The sequence below is a fragment of the Acidimicrobiia bacterium genome (genome assembly GCA_035948415.1).
Taxonomy (GTDB): Bacteria; Actinomycetota; Acidimicrobiia; order IMCC26256; family PALSA-555; genus PALSA-555.
The window spans coordinates 1-12,935 of sequence record DASZJD010000050.1 but is presented as its reverse complement, the minus strand read 5'-3'; the positions used below and the strand labels follow the sequence as shown (position 1 = coordinate 12,935).

The 12,935-nt window shown below is 75.7% G+C and carries 15 protein-coding genes; 10 read left to right on the top strand and 5 right to left on the bottom strand.

Annotated features, from left to right (window positions below):
- Both VG869_06990 and mshD read right to left on the bottom strand, forming a co-directional pair.
- Window positions 1-630: radical SAM protein (locus VG869_06990; GenBank protein ID HEV3450933.1), on the bottom strand; the 630-nt coding region annotated here is incomplete at its 3' end.
- Window positions 618-1,538 carry a mycothiol synthase gene (mshD, locus tag VG869_06985; GenBank protein ID HEV3450932.1) on the bottom strand — a complete coding sequence of 307 codons (921 nt, stop codon included), beginning with the start codon at window positions 1,536-1,538 and terminating at the stop codon, window positions 618-620. The genes mshD and VG869_06990, both read right to left, overlap by 13 nt.
- 30 nt (window positions 1,539-1,568) lie before the next feature.
- Between mshD and nth the strand changes: the two genes are divergently transcribed.
- Window positions 1,569-2,213 (top strand): endonuclease III, encoded by a 645-nt coding sequence (nth, locus tag VG869_06980; GenBank protein HEV3450931.1) that lies wholly within the window; start codon window positions 1,569-1,571, stop codon window positions 2,211-2,213.
- On the opposite strand, the gene VG869_06975 is transcribed toward nth, so the two are convergent.
- On the bottom strand, window positions 2,203-2,400 hold the full coding sequence (locus VG869_06975) for a hypothetical protein (protein HEV3450930.1): 198 nt from the start codon (window positions 2,398-2,400) through the stop codon (window positions 2,203-2,205). The two genes, nth and VG869_06975, sit on opposite strands and share 11 nt — an antisense overlap.
- A gap of 80 nt (window positions 2,401-2,480) precedes the next feature.
- Here VG869_06975 and hisD point away from each other — a divergent pair, with 80 nt between their 5' ends.
- The 5 genes from hisD to VG869_06950 are packed head-to-tail and all read left to right on the top strand — an operon-like array spanning window position 2,481 to window position 6,457.
- The gene (hisD, locus tag VG869_06970) at window positions 2,481-3,782 is read left to right on the top strand and encodes a histidinol dehydrogenase (GenBank protein HEV3450929.1); all 1,302 of its coding nucleotides are present in this window, start codon (window positions 2,481-2,483) and stop codon (window positions 3,780-3,782) included.
- On the top strand, window positions 3,779-4,861 hold the full coding sequence (hisC, locus tag VG869_06965; protein HEV3450928.1) for a histidinol-phosphate transaminase: 1,083 nt from the start codon (window positions 3,779-3,781) through the stop codon (window positions 4,859-4,861). The genes hisD and hisC overlap by 4 nt, the downstream gene beginning before the upstream one ends.
- Entirely contained in the window at window positions 4,858-5,445 is a 588-nt protein-coding gene (gene hisB, locus VG869_06960; protein HEV3450927.1) for an imidazoleglycerol-phosphate dehydratase HisB, read from the top strand. The genes hisC and hisB overlap by 4 nt, the downstream gene beginning before the upstream one ends.
- Before the next feature lie 3 nt (window positions 5,446-5,448).
- Window positions 5,449-6,189 (top strand): 1-(5-phosphoribosyl)-5-[(5-phosphoribosylamino)methylideneamino]imidazole-4-carboxamide isomerase, encoded by a 741-nt coding sequence (gene hisA, locus VG869_06955; GenBank protein ID HEV3450926.1) that lies wholly within the window; start codon window positions 5,449-5,451, stop codon window positions 6,187-6,189.
- 55 nt (window positions 6,190-6,244) lie between these two features.
- Window positions 6,245-6,457: a hypothetical protein gene (locus tag VG869_06950; protein HEV3450925.1), complete on the top strand. Its 213-nt coding sequence runs from the start codon at window positions 6,245-6,247 to the stop codon at window positions 6,455-6,457.
- Between the two features lie 28 nt (window positions 6,458-6,485).
- On the opposite strand, the gene VG869_06945 is transcribed toward VG869_06950, so the two are convergent.
- Window positions 6,486-7,151, bottom strand: a complete 666-nt coding sequence (locus tag VG869_06945) for an alpha/beta hydrolase (GenBank protein ID HEV3450924.1) — start codon at window positions 7,149-7,151, stop codon at window positions 6,486-6,488.
- A 36-nt stretch (window positions 7,152-7,187) separates the two neighbouring features.
- Here VG869_06945 and VG869_06940 point away from each other — a divergent pair, with 36 nt between their 5' ends.
- Window positions 7,188-8,015, top strand: coding sequence for a thioesterase family protein (locus VG869_06940; GenBank protein ID HEV3450923.1), 828 nt, complete (start codon window positions 7,188-7,190; stop codon window positions 8,013-8,015).
- A 30-nt stretch (window positions 8,016-8,045) separates the two neighbouring features.
- On the opposite strand, the gene VG869_06935 is transcribed toward VG869_06940, so the two are convergent.
- Window positions 8,046-10,151, bottom strand: coding sequence for a S9 family peptidase (locus VG869_06935; GenBank protein ID HEV3450922.1), 2,106 nt, complete (start codon window positions 10,149-10,151; stop codon window positions 8,046-8,048).
- Between the two features lie 71 nt (window positions 10,152-10,222).
- On the opposite strand from VG869_06935, the gene hisI reads away from it, so the two are divergent.
- The 3 genes from hisI to VG869_06920 form a co-directional block, all read left to right on the top strand.
- Window positions 10,223-10,591, top strand: coding sequence for a phosphoribosyl-AMP cyclohydrolase (hisI, locus tag VG869_06930; protein HEV3450921.1), 369 nt, complete (start codon window positions 10,223-10,225; stop codon window positions 10,589-10,591).
- Complete coding sequence (locus VG869_06925; GenBank protein ID HEV3450920.1) at window positions 10,588-12,117, top strand: chorismate-binding protein; 1,530 nt, start codon at window positions 10,588-10,590, stop codon at window positions 12,115-12,117. Before hisI ends, VG869_06925 begins: the two co-directional genes overlap by 4 nt.
- Window positions 12,114-12,935, top strand: an 822-nt coding sequence (locus VG869_06920) for a hypothetical protein (GenBank protein ID HEV3450919.1), incomplete at its 3' end; no start/stop codon positions are given. The genes VG869_06925 and VG869_06920, both read left to right, overlap by 4 nt.

Below are 12,935 nucleotides of genomic sequence, written 5' to 3'. Positions count from 1 at the left end.
GAGCGACACGGCCAGCGTGACCGGCAGCGCCTCCGCCGCGAGGCGTCGCATGCCGGGCACCACCCCGATCGTGCTCAGCGTGATCCGGCGCGCCGACAGCCCCAGGTCGGCGTGCAGCCGGGTCACCGACTCCCAGACGGGTTCGTAGTTGGCGAGCGGCTCGCCCATGCCCATGTAGACGACGTTCGTGATCCGCTGCGGCGAGGCGTGCTGGGCCCGGAGGACCTGCTCCACGATCTCGGGTGCGCTGAGGTGGCGCTCGAAGCCCGCCTGCCCCGTGGCGCAGAACGGGCACGCCATCGCGCACCCGGCTTGGGAGGAGACGCAGACGCTGGCCCGGCGGGCCGATCGCATGAGGACGGTCTCGACCTGGGCGCCGTCACCCGTCGCGAAGCGCCACTTCGTGGTCAGCTCGTCGGAGGAGGTGATCGTCGCCAGCGGGTCCAGGGCCAGGGGCAGCGCCTGTGCCAGCCGGGCCCGCAGCGCGACGGGCAGCTCGGTGGCCTCCTCCAGGGGGATCCGCCGGCGCCAGAGCGCGCCCCGGACTTGGTCGGCCCGGTAGCGGGGCTCGGCGGCGAGCAGCGCGGCCAGGTCCGCCGGGTCGGCGCCGTAGCGGGTCAGCGGTCGCACACGTAGCCCCGATCGACACGCGCCAGCGAGAAGCCGAGCGACTGGTAGAGCGCGAGCGCGGGTGCGTTGGCGGCGTCGACGAAGAGCATGCCGATCGCCGCGCCGCGCCGGCGGTGCAGGTCGTCGAGCCCCGCGAGGACGAGGGACCGGCCGAGGCCGAGGCCCTGCCGGTCGGGATCGACGCCGATCACGTAGATCTCCCCGAGCGCGTCGGGCTCGACCGGCGGGGCGGGCGGGTGCAGCCTCGTCCAGCAGAACCCGGCCAGCCCGCGGTCGTCGAAGGCGAGGAGGAACCCGGCCGGGTCGAACCACGGCTCGCGCTCGCGTTCTCGGAGGACCGCCAGGCTCCAGCGGCCCTGGTCGGGATCGGCGGCGAAGGCGCGGTTGTTGACGCGCAGCCACGCGTCGTCGTCCCGGCCGGGCTCGAAGGGCCGGACCGTGACTCCCGGCGGCCACCGGGGCGACGGGACCGGCAGCCGCACGCGCAGCTGCCAGAGGTCGCGCGCCGGCTTGAGACCGAGCTCGGCCGCGACCGCGTCCGAGTCGTCGTCGGCGCCGCTCACCCACAGCTCGACGAGGTGACCGCTTCCGTCCCGGAGGTCGTCCAGGGCGCGGCGGACGAGCGCACCGGCGACCTCGCCGACGGGCTGGCCGGGCGCGACCGCGACCGACAGGCGGAGGTGTGACGACGCCCCGGCTTCGTTCCGTCCCGCGTGGAGGACGCCGACCGCGACGCCGTGGTCCTGCGCGACGACGAGCGTCGTGTCGGGGGAGGGGTGCGCCAGATCCCGCCACACCGAGTCCCCCAGCACGGGGTGACCGGCGGCCGCGGCGGCGAGGGCGGCGACGTCGCGCAGCGCGGCGACGTCGGCGGGCGCGACCGGTCGACGAACGGAGATGTCGAGCACCGTGGCGAGGGTACCCGCTAGGTTGCGGACGTGGCCCTCCCGCGCGGCGCGCGGCAGCGCGTCGCCGTCGTGTTGGAACGGCTCCGAGCCGAGTACCCCGAGGCGCGCACCGCGCTCATCCACCAGGACCCGTTCCAGCTCCTGGTCGCGACGATCCTGTCGGCGCAGTCCACCGACGAGATGGTGAACAAGACGACGCCGGCGCTGTTCGCGCGTTATCCGACGCCCGCCGACCTCGCCGAGGCGAACCCCGAGGAGCTCGAGGCGCTGATCCACTCGACGGGGTTCTTCCGCTCGAAGGCGCGGAGCCTGATCGGCATGGCCCGGGCCCTCGAGGAGCGCTTCGACGGACGGGTTCCGACCGAGCTGGAGGACCTCGTCACCCTGCCCGGGGTGGGCCGGAAGACCGGGAACGTGGTCCGCTCGGTGGGGTTTCACCTGCCCGGCCTGCCCGTCGACACGCACGTCGGACGCCTGGCCCGGCGACTGCGGCTGACGACGGAGTCTGACCCGGTCAAGGCCGAGCTCGACCTCAACCGCCTCGTCCCGCCCGACGAGCGAGGCGACTTCTCGCTGCGGCTCATCGAGCACGGCCGCCAGGTCTGCTACGCGCGGCGGCCTCGTTGTGACGCCTGCGTGCTCGCCGACGTGTGCCCGAGCGCCTTCAAGGTCTGAGGTGCCCGACCGCGCGGTCGAGGGCGCGACCGGCGGCCAGCAGCGACCGCTCCGCGGTGAAGAGGTCGGACGCGACGGCCGAGTCCGGGGTCTCGTCGTACCGCTCGAAGACCGCCACGACGCGCGCGGTCAGGTCCTCGAGCTGCGCGCGCAGGCTCGACAGCTCGGCGACATCGGACGTGCTCATGTCGCTCCAGCCTGTCGGCACGACCGTCCGCAGGCAAAGCGAAGGGCCGTGCCACGCCCCACGGTTACGATGACTCCTCCGTGCTCGAGCTGCTGGACCTCCGCGGATTCACCGGTGACCTGCGCCGCGCGCTCCCCGCGCCCGAGGAGCCGGCGGGCCCGCTCGAGGCCGTGCGAGCCATCCTCGCCGCGGTCCGCTCCGGCGGGGACGCCACGCTGCGCGAGCTCACGGCCCGGTTCGACGGGGTCACGGTCGACGAGCTCCGGGTCCCCGCCGACGCGCTCACCGCCGCGCTCGGCCGCGTCCCTCCCGACCTGCGGGCGGCCCTCGAGCACGCCGTGACGGCGATCCGCGGCTACCACGAGGCGCAGGCGGCGGCCCCGGTCGACCGGGACCGGGACGGGGTGCAGACCCGGGAGGTGGTCGTCCCGGTGGCGCGGGCCGGCTGCTACGTGCCGGGCGGGCGCGGCGCCTACCCGTCGACGGTGCTCATGACCGCGGTCCCGGCGCGCGTGGCCGGCGTGCCCGAGGTGGCGCTGTGCGTCCCGCCCGGGCCCGACGGCGAGATCGCCACCCCGACCCTGGCGGCCGCCGCCCTCGCCGGCGTCGACGAGGTCTACCGGGTCGGCGGCGCGCAGGCCGTCGCGGCCATGGCCTACGGGACCGAGACGATCCGACCCGTCGACGTCGTGGTCGGGCCCGGGAACGTGTACGTGGCGCTGGCCAAGCGCGAGGTCGCGGGTCACGTGGGCACGGACGCCCCGGCCGGCCCCTCCGAGGTGGTGGTCGTCGCCGACGAGCGGGCCGACGCCGAGCTCGTCGCCGCCGACCTGCTCGCCCAGGCCGAGCACGGGCCGGGCGGTGCCGCCGTCCTCGTGACCTGGCACGAGCCGCTGGTGGGCGCGGTGGAGGCGGCCCTGGCCCGTCGCCTCGACGACGCCCCTCGCCGGGCCGAGATCGAGGCGACGCTGCGGACCGGCGGCCGGGCGATCCTGGTGCGGGACGCCGAGGCCGCCCTCGAGGTGGCGAACGTGGTGGCCCCCGAGCACCTCGAGCTGCTGACCGTCGACGCCGACGCGCTGGTCCCGCTGGTCCGCAACGCCGGGGCGGTGTTCTGCGGCCCGTGGACGCCGGCGGTGATCGGCGACTACGTCGCGGGGGTGAACCACGTCCTGCCGACCGGCCGCGCCGCGCGCTTTGCGAGCGCGCTGCGCGTCGACGACTTCCGCAAGCGGGTCCAGGTCGTCCGGGTGGACGAGGCCGCGCTCCGTCGGCTCGCCCCCGACGTGACCGCGCTCGCCGCCGCCGAGGGCCTGGCCGAGCACGCCCGGGCCGTGGCGCTGCGCGCCGAGGTGGCACCGGTGCGGGAGCGGGCGTCGTGAGCCTCCCGTCGCCGCGTCCCGGGCTCGGGGAGCTGGCGCGCTACCACTCGCCGCAGCTCGACGTCGCGGTGCGGCTCAACACGAACGAGAGCCCGTACCCGCCGCCGCCGGCGTTCGTCGACGCCTGGCTCGACGCGCTGCGGGCGGTTCCGCTGCACCGGTACCCGGACCGGGAGGCGCGACCCCTGCGCGCCGCGCTCGGGGCGCGCCTCGGGCAGCCGCCGGCCCGGGTCTTCTGCGCCAACGGCTCGAACGAGGTGCTCCAGACCCTGCTCCTCGCCTACGGGGGCCCCGGCCGCCGGGCGGTCGTGTTCGAGCCGACGTACGCCCTCCACGCCCACATCGCCCGCGTGACCGGCACCGACGTCGACGACGCCGAGCGCGACGTCGACTTCCTCGTCTCGGTGACGGAGGCGGGGATGGTCCTGGCCGCCGAGCGGCCCGCCGTCGTGTTCCTCTGCAGCCCGAACAACCCGACGGGCACGGTCGAGCCCCGCGCCACCGTGGAGGGGCTCCTCGCCGCGGTGGTCGACCACGGCCCCGGGCTGCTCGTCGTCGACGAGGCCTACGGCGAGTTCGCGGGCTGGAGCGCCACCGAGCTCGTCGACGACGACGTCCCCCTCGTCGTGGTGCGGACCTACTCGAAGGTGTGGTCGATGGCGGCGCTCCGGCTCGGGTTCGCGGTGGCGCCGACGGCCGTCGTCGAGCAGCTCGAGCGGGTCGTCCTCCCGTACCACCTCGCGGCCCCGACCCAGGTGGCCGGCGTCACCGCGCTGGCCTTCGAGGCCGAGATGCGCGCCCGGGTGGAGGCGCTGGTGGGGGAGCGGCACCGGCTGGTCGGCGCCCTCGGCCGTCTCCCCGGCCTCACCGTGTTCCCGTCGGGCGCGAACTTCGTGCTCGTGCGCGTCGACGGCGGCGGCCACGCCCTCTGGCAGCGGCTGGTGGCCCGGGGCGTGCTGGTCCGCGACTTCTCGCACGTCCCCCGGCTCGAGGACTGCCTGCGCATCACGGTGGGGACCCCGGCCGAGGACGACGCCCTCCTCGACGCGCTCCGAGACTCGATCGGCGAGGCGGCGTGAGCGCGCCGCGACGGGCCGAGCGCCACCGGTCCACGAGCGAGACGCGCGTCGACCTCGTGCTCGTGGTCGACGGCCGCGGCGAGGCCCAGGCCTCGACCGGGATCCCGTTCTTCGACCACATGCTCGAGCAGCTCGGCAAGCACGCCGGGTTCGACCTCAGCATCGAGGCGGAGGGCGACCTGGCGGTCGACCTGCACCACACGGTCGAGGACGTGGGCATCGCCCTCGGGGAGGCGCTGCGGGAGGCGCTCGGCGACAAGGCCGGCGTGCGGCGGTTCGCCTCGGCGCTGGTCCCGCTCGACGAGGCCCTCGTGCAGGTCGCGCTCGACCTCTCCGGGCGCCCGTACCTCGTCTACGACGTCGACCCGGTCGCGGAGTGGATCGGGACCTTCGACCCCCAGCTGTGCGAGGAGTTCTGGCGCGCGCTGACCGTCGCCGCCATGCTCACACTCCACGTGCGGTCGCTGTCGGGCCGGAACGGCCACCACGTGATCGAGGCTTCCTTCAAGGGGGTGGCCCGGTCGCTGCGGGACGCGGTGCGGGTCGAGGGGACGTCGATCCCGTCGACGAAGGGCGCGCTGTAGCCGGTGCTGACCCTCTACCCGGCGATCGACGTGCGCGCCGGGCGGGCGGTGCGCCTGACCCGGGGGGACTTCGACGCCGAGACCGTCTACGCCGACGACCCGGTCGCGGTGGCGCGGTCGTTCGCGGGCGCCGGCGCCGAGTGGATCCACGTCGTGGACCTCGACGCCGCCCGAACCGGGGAGCCGGCGAACCTGGCGGTCGTCGAGGCGATCGCGTCGACGGTGCCGTGCGCGGTCCAGGCCGGCGGCGGGGTGCGCAGCCTCGAGGCCGCCGGCGCGCTGCTGCTCGCCGGCGCGGCGAGGGTCGTCGTCGGCACCGCCGCGGTCGAGCGGCCGGCGCTGGTCGAGGAGCTCTGCGTGGCGCACCCGGGCCGGGTGGCGGTGGGCCTCGACGCCCGCGGGCGCGAGGTCGCCACCGAGGGCTGGGGCACGACGAGCGGCCGCGACCTCCTCGAGCTGGCCCGCGGCTTCGAGTCGGTGGGGGTCACGGCCCTCGTCGTCACCGAGATCTCCCGGGACGGGACCATGAGCGGCCCCGACCGGGGCCAGCTGGCGGCGGTGCTCGCCGTCACGGCGGTGCCGGTGATCGCCAGCGGGGGGGTGGGCAGCCTGGCCGACCTCGCCGCCCTCGCCGCCCTCGACGAGGCCGGGCGCCGCCTGGCCGGCGCCGTCGTCGGGCGGGCCCTCTACGAGGGCCGCTTCACCCTGGGCGAGGCGCTGGCGGCCGTGGCCGGCGACCCGTGAACGGCGCCGCCGGCTCGGGTACCGTCCGGGACGTGCCCACCGGGAAGGGAGACGCATGGACGAAGCGGCGACGATCGACGACGCGTTCCTGCTGCGCTACCGAGAGCTGCTCGACGCCGAGGACGCGGCGTTCGACGAGCTCGAGCACGCGTACGAGGACGGCGACCGCAGCAACTTCGAGCACGATCTCGCCCACTGGCGGTCGGCGGTCGAGCGCCGGCACGCCTTTCTCGACCGTCACGGCTTCGCCCCGGCCCTGACCCGCTGATCGGCGGCGGCCGAGCCCGGCCGCCCGCTCACGCGCCCGGGCCCGCCCCGGGGTGCTCGCGCCCGGGCGCCGCCACCCGGGCCACGAACCGCTGCGCCAGCTCGGCCAGGCGGTCGGTGCGACCCACGAAGAAGTGGCTGGCCCCGTCGACCACGACCACCTCGGTCGACGGCCAGGACCGGACCTGCGCCTCGACCTCGGCGGGCGGGCGCACCTCGTCGTGCTCGGCGAGGGCGAGCAGCTTCGGGCGCGGGTCCGCGGCCACCGCGGGCGGCTCGTCGACGAAGTGGAGCGGCGGCGCGACGGCGAGCCACCCGGCCAGGCGCGGCACGACGGTCGAGAGGGCGACGTCGCCGCCGAAGGACCAGCCCGTCAGGACCAGCGGCGTCGCCGGCGATAGCCGGTCGGCGAGCGTGCCGACGGCGGCGGCCGCGTCGAGGCGCTCGCCCCGGCCCTCGTCGTAGAAGCCCTCGCTGCCCTCGACGCCCCGGAAGTTGAACCGCAGGCACGTGACGCCGACCGCGGGGAGGGCGCCGAAGAGGGCGCTGATCACGATCGACCGCATGGTGCCGCCGAACTGCGGGTGCGGGTGGCAGAGCACCATCCCGCACCGCTCCCGGTCGGCGACCGCCAGCTCCCCTTCGAGCGTGTGCCCGTCGTCGGTCACGATCGAGACCGGTCGAGGCGTCGACACTGAGCCGGGAGCGTAGGCGCCCGGTACCGTCATCCGATGCCCGCCGCCCCGGCCACCCGGTTCGAGCGGGACAGCGCCGTCGTGCGCCGCGACGAGGACACGTTCGAGGCTCGGATCGACCCGGCGTGGTCGGTCGTGCGCGGGCCGAACGGCGGCTACCTCGCCGCCATCATCCTGCGGGCGCTCGAGGCCCGGGTCGGCGACCCGGTCCGGGTGCCCCGGTCGATGACGGTCCACTACGTCGCGCCCCCGGAGGCCGGCGAGGTGTCGATCCGGACCAGGCTCGAGCGGGTCGGGCGGTCCCTGAGCTCCTGCTCGGCGCGCGTGGTCCAGGGCGACCGGCTGGTGGCGCTGGCGCTCGCCGCGTGCTCGGCCCCGCGGCCGGGTCCGTCCTTCTGCGACCTCGAGCCCCCGACCGTGCCGCCGAGCGAGGCGCTCGTACCCTCCGTGCCGCCGCCCGACGCGCCGCCGATCGCGTCGCGGTGGGACACCCGCTGGGCCCTCGGCCGGGTGGAGCCGGGCGGGCCCCGCGCCGCGCACGCGGTCACCGGCGGCTGGATCCGCCCCGAGGAGCCCCAGCTCCTCGACGCGCCGGCCGTCGCCGCCGTGGCCGACGCCTGGATGCCGGCGATCTTCACCCGGGTCGACGAGCCGCTCTTCGTCCCGACCATCGACCTCACGGTCCACTTCCGGTCCCGGCTGCCGCACCCGGGCCTGGCCGCCGGCGCCTTCGTCCTGGCCGTGTTCCGCACCACCGTCGCCGCCGACGGCTTCATGGAGGAGGACGGCGAGGTGTGGGCCCCCGACGGCACCCTCCTGGCCCAGAGCCGACAGCTGGCGGCGACGCTGCGAATGGACGGCTGACCCCGGCGCGGGCCGACGACGACCGGCGGCTCAGCGCCCCGCGGTGGGGTCGGTGCGGCCCAGCGCGTCGAGGACGAACGCCAGCACGAACGCCTCCTCCCGCCAGGTGTCGTAGCGGCCGCTGCGGCCGTGGTGGCCGGCCTCCAGCTCCGTCTTCAGCAGCGTCGGCGCGTCGCCGGTCGTCGTCGCCCGCAGCCGCTGCACCCACTTCGCCGGCTCCCAGTACTGGACGCGCGGGTCGGTGACGCCGGCGGTGGCGAGGATCGCCGGGTACGGCGTCGCCCGGACGTTGTCGTACGGCGAGTAGCTCCGGATGTACGCGTAGAGGTGCGGGTCGGCGGCCGGGTCGCCCCACTCGTCCCACTCCGTGATCGTGAGGGGGAGCGACGGGTCGAGCATCGTCGTCAGGGAGTCGACGAACGGCACCTCGGCGACGACGGCGCGCCACTGCTCGGGCGCCAGGTTCAACGCCGCGCCCATGAGCAGCCCGCCGGCGCTGCCGCCACGCGCCACCAGCCGCGCCGGCGACGTGTGGCCGGCGGCGACGAGCTGGCGCGCGCAGGCGAGGAAGTCGGTGAACGAGTTGCGCTTGCGGTCGAGCTTGCCGTCCTCGTACCAGCGGCGGCCGAGCTCGCCGCCGCCCCGCACGTGCGCGATCGCGTACGCGACGCCGCGCTCGAGGAGGCTGAGCCGGCTGATCGAGAACGTCGGGTCGATCGAGATCTCGTAGGCGCCGTAGCCGTAGAGGAGGAGCGCCCCGCTCCCGTCGGTCGGCGCGTCCCGCCGGCGCACTAGCGAGATCGGCACCTCCACCCCGTCCTCGGCGCGGGCCCACAGCCGCGACGTCTCGTAGCGGTCGGGGTCGTAGTCGGTGACCCGCTGCCGCTTCACGACCGTGGCTCGGCCCGACGCGAGGTCGTAGTCGTAGTCGGTCACGGGGAGGAGCAGCGACGTCGCCCCGACCCGCAGCACGGTCGTGTCGAACTCGGGCGTGGCGCCGAGCCAGGTCGTGGCCACCGCGTCGCCGGTCTCGACGACGGCCTCGGCGTCGGACGCGAGGTCGAGGGCGCGGAGCCGCGGGGCGCCGCCGGCCCGCTCCGAGACGACGAGGTGGCCCGCGAACGCGTCGACGCGCTCCACCCGGACGTCCGGGCGCGGCGCCACGAGCGGCCGCCACCGGTCCCGTCCCGGGGAGGTGGCGGGCGTCACCATCACCTGGAAGTTCTCGGCGCCGTCGGCGTTCGTGAGGATGAACAGCTTGTCGCCGTCGGGGCCGTGATGGTGCTCGACGTGGTACTCGAGGCCGGGCTCCCGGGCCGCGACGATCGACGGCGGCGCCTCCGGACGGGCGGGGTCGACGAGCCACGCCTCGCTCGTGGTCTTCGACTCGCTCTCGATCACGAGCGCCCGACCCGACCGGGCTCGCTCGACGGTGACGTAGAACCGCTCGTCGGGCTCGGCGTAGACGAGGGCGTCCTCGGTCGTCCCGAGGCGGTGGCGCCAGACCTGGAACGGGCGCATGGCGGCGTCGGGGCGGACGTAGAGGATCGTGCGGTCGTCGGCCCACGCCAGGCCGTAGTACGTGTCGTCGACGACGTCGGGGAGGTCGCCACGGGCGTCGAGGTCCCGGAACCGCAGCTGGGCCCGCTCGCCGCCCGAGCGGTCGACGGCGTACGCGAGGAGGCCGTGGCCGGGCGAGACCGCCAGGCCGCGCAGCGCGAAGTACTCGCCGGGCCGAGCGAGGGCGTTCTCGTCGAGGAGCAGCTCCTCGCCGCCGACCGCGCCGGGCTCCTCGCCGGGCTCGGGCGGCGGCGCCTCGGCCGGGCGACGGCAGTGCAGCGGGTACTGCCGCCCCTCGATCGTCCGGGCGAAGTACTGGAACGGGCCGCGGCGGACGGGCGCGCCGACGTCGGTCTCGACGACGCGTCGCTTGATCTCCTCGAAGAGCCGCTGCCGCTGCCGCTCGAGGTGCGCCAGCACTGCGGCCGTGTACGCGTTCTCGGCCTCGAGGTGCGCGCGCACGGCGGGGTCGTCCTTCTCGCGCAGCCAGTACCACTCGTCGACGCGCACGTCGTCGCCGTGTCGCAGCTCGGTCGGGCGCCGTGGCGCGCGTGGGGGTTCGGGCAGCCCAGCCATCCGGTCGGGGAGTCTCGCGCGACGCGCATTCCCGCCGGAGCCCGGCAGGGCGACGGCTACGCTCGATCGCGATGGCCCCGACCGCGACGCCCGTCCCCGTCCGCGCCGCCGACCTCGACGAGATCCGCTGGGGCGCGGACGGGCTCGTGCCCGCGATCGTCCAGGACCAGGCCAGCGGTCGGGTCCTCATGCTGGCGTGGATGAACGAGGCCTCGCTGCACCGCAGCCTCGAGGAGGGCCGGACCGTGTTCTGGAGCCGCAGCCGCCAGGAGCTCTGGCGCAAGGGCGACACGTCCGGCGACCGCCAGTGGCTGCGCGAGGCCTACTACGACTGCGACGGCGACGCGCTCTTGCTCGTCGTCGAGCAGGAGGGCCGAGGCGCCTGCCACACCGGCGCGTTCAGCTGCTTCTTCCGTCGCTTCGGCGACGACGCGGCGTGACCGGGGACGGCCTCCGCCCCACGCGCGAGGAGTTCCGGTCGCTGGCGGCGGGGCACACGGTGGTGCCGGTCTGGCGGGAGGTGCTCGCCGACCTCGAGACGCCGGTGTCCGCGTTCGTGAAGCTGGTCGGCGCCGACCCCGGCGGCCCGCCCGGCTTCCTCCTGGAATCGGTCGAGCACGCGCAGCGGTGGGGCCGCTTCTCGTTCCTCGGGCGCGACCCGGCGCTCACGCTGGTGGCGCACGGCCCGGCGGTGACGGTCGACGGCGGCCCGGCGCCGGCGTCGGTGCCCCTCGACCGCGGTGCCCTCGCCGCGCTCGAGGCGCTGCTGGCCGTGTACCGGGCCCCGCGTCTCGACGACCTGCCGCCGTTCCACGGTGGCGTGGTCGGCTACCTCGGGTACGACGTCGTCCGCGAGGTCGAGCGGCTGCCGGCCGTCCCCCGCGACGACCTCGGGCTCCCCGACGCGGTGCTGTTCCTCACCGGGCACGTGACCGCGTTCGACCACTTCCGCCAGCGCCTCTACCTGATCGAGAACGTGTTCCTCGACGGCGAGCCCGACGTCGACGCCGCCTACGACCGGGCCGCCGCCCGCCTCGACGCCCTCGTCGACGACCTGGCCCGGCCGCTGCCCTACGTGCCCTCCCGTCCCCCCGCCGACGCGCCGACCGAGCTGCCGGCGGTGCGCTCCACGATGCCCGGCGCGCACTACCGCGACGCGGTCGAGGTGGCGCGCGAGCACATCCTCGCCGGCGACATCTTCCAGGTGGTGCTGGCCCAGCGCTTCGACCTCGTCGAACCGGTCGACCCCTTCGACGTGTACCGGGTGCTGCGGCAGGTGAACCCGTCGCCCTACATGTACCTGGTGCGACACGGCGACGTGACGCTGGCCGGCTCGTCGCCGGAGCCGATGGTGCAGGTCCTCGACGGGCGCGTGATCAGCCGCCCGATCGCCGGCACCCGGTACCGCGGTCGCACCGAGGAGCACGACCGGCGGCTCGCCGCCGAGCTGTCCGAGAACCCGAAGGAGCGGGCCGAGCACGTCATGCTCGTCGACCTGGCCCGCAACGACGTGGGGCGGGTCGTCCGGTTCGGCACCGAGCAGGTCGACGAGCTCATGACCCTCGAGCGCTACTCGCACGTCATGCACCTCACGAGCCAGGTCTCGGGCCAGCTCGAGGCCGGCCGCACCGCGGTCGACGTGCTCCGCGCCACCTTCCCCGCCGGCACCGTCAGCGGCGCGCCGAAGGTGCGGGCGATGGAGATCATCGACGAGCTCGAGCCGGTGAAGCGGGGCCCGTACGCGGGGGTGGTGGGGTACGTCGACTTCTCCGGCAACCTCGATACCGCCATCGCCATCCGCACGATGGTGTGGGGAGCCGACGGCCGGGCCAGCGTCGAGGCCGGCGCCGGGATCGTGGCCGACTCGGACCCCGCCGACGAGGACCTCGAGTGCGCGAACAAGGCCCGGGCCCTGCTGACGGCGGCGGCGGCGGCACGACGCCTCGAGCCGCTGGCCCTGCCGTGACGAGCCGCTTCGTCGCCGACCGGTCGCCCCGAGGCCTGGTCGTCGTGCGGGGCCGCGACGCGACGTCGTTCCTGCAGAGCCTCGTGTCGCAGGACCTCGACCCGATCGGCGACGGGGAGCACGCCGCCGCGCTGCTGCTCTCCCCCCAGGGCAAGCTCGACGTGGCGTTCCGGGCCTTGCGGGTCGGGGAGGAGTGGTGGCTCGACACCGACGCCGACTACGGCCCCCGGCTGGCGACGTCGCTCGACCGCTTCCGGATCCGGGTGCAGGTCGAGCTCGAGGACCGCACCGCGACCACCGGCCTCGCCACGCTCGTGGGCGTGGACGCCGAGCCGGGCCCGCTCCACGCCCTCGCGACGCGCTGGGGGACCGAGCCGGGCGTGGACCTGCTCGGCCCCCTCACCGCGGTCCGGGACCTGGTCGCCGGCCTTCCCGCCGACGTCGAGCGGTGGCCACCCGAGCGCTTCGACGTCTTCCGCATCGAGGCCGGCGTGCCGCGACTGGGCGTCGACGTCGACAGCGCCACGATCCCCCAGGAGGCGTTCCTGGAGCGCGACGCGGTGTCGTTCACGAAGGGCTGCTTCATCGGGCAGGAGCTGGTCTGCCGCATCGACACCCGCGGCCACGTCAACCGCTTCCTGCGCGGCGTGCGCATGCCCGGGTCCTCGCCGCCGCCCCGGGGCGCCACCGTCGTGGTGGACGGTCGCGACCGGGGGGCGGTCACGAGCGCGGCCGCGGTCCCGGGCGAGGAGCGCGTCGTCGGCCTGGCCATGGTCCGTCGCGAGGTCGAGCCGCCGGCGGCGGCGATCGTGCGGTGG

Excerpts from the sequence above, each read along its gene's own strand:
- VG869_06950 (HEV3450925.1), top strand. The coding sequence starts at position 6,245 with ATGGACGAAGCGGCGACGATCGACGACGCGTTCCTGCTGCGCTACCGA.
- VG869_06940 (HEV3450923.1), top strand. The coding sequence starts at position 7,188 with ATGCCCGCCGCCCCGGCCACCCGGTTCGAGCGGGACAGCGCCGTCGTG.
- hisI (HEV3450921.1), top strand. The coding sequence starts at position 10,223 with ATGGCCCCGACCGCGACGCCCGTCCCCGTCCGCGCCGCCGACCTCGAC.
- VG869_06975 (HEV3450930.1), bottom strand. The coding sequence starts at position 2,400 with ATGAGCACGTCCGATGTCGCCGAGCTGTCGAGCCTGCGCGCGCAGCTC.
- VG869_06935 (HEV3450922.1), bottom strand. The coding sequence starts at position 10,151 with ATGGCTGGGCTGCCCGAACCCCCACGCGCGCCACGGCGCCCGACCGAG.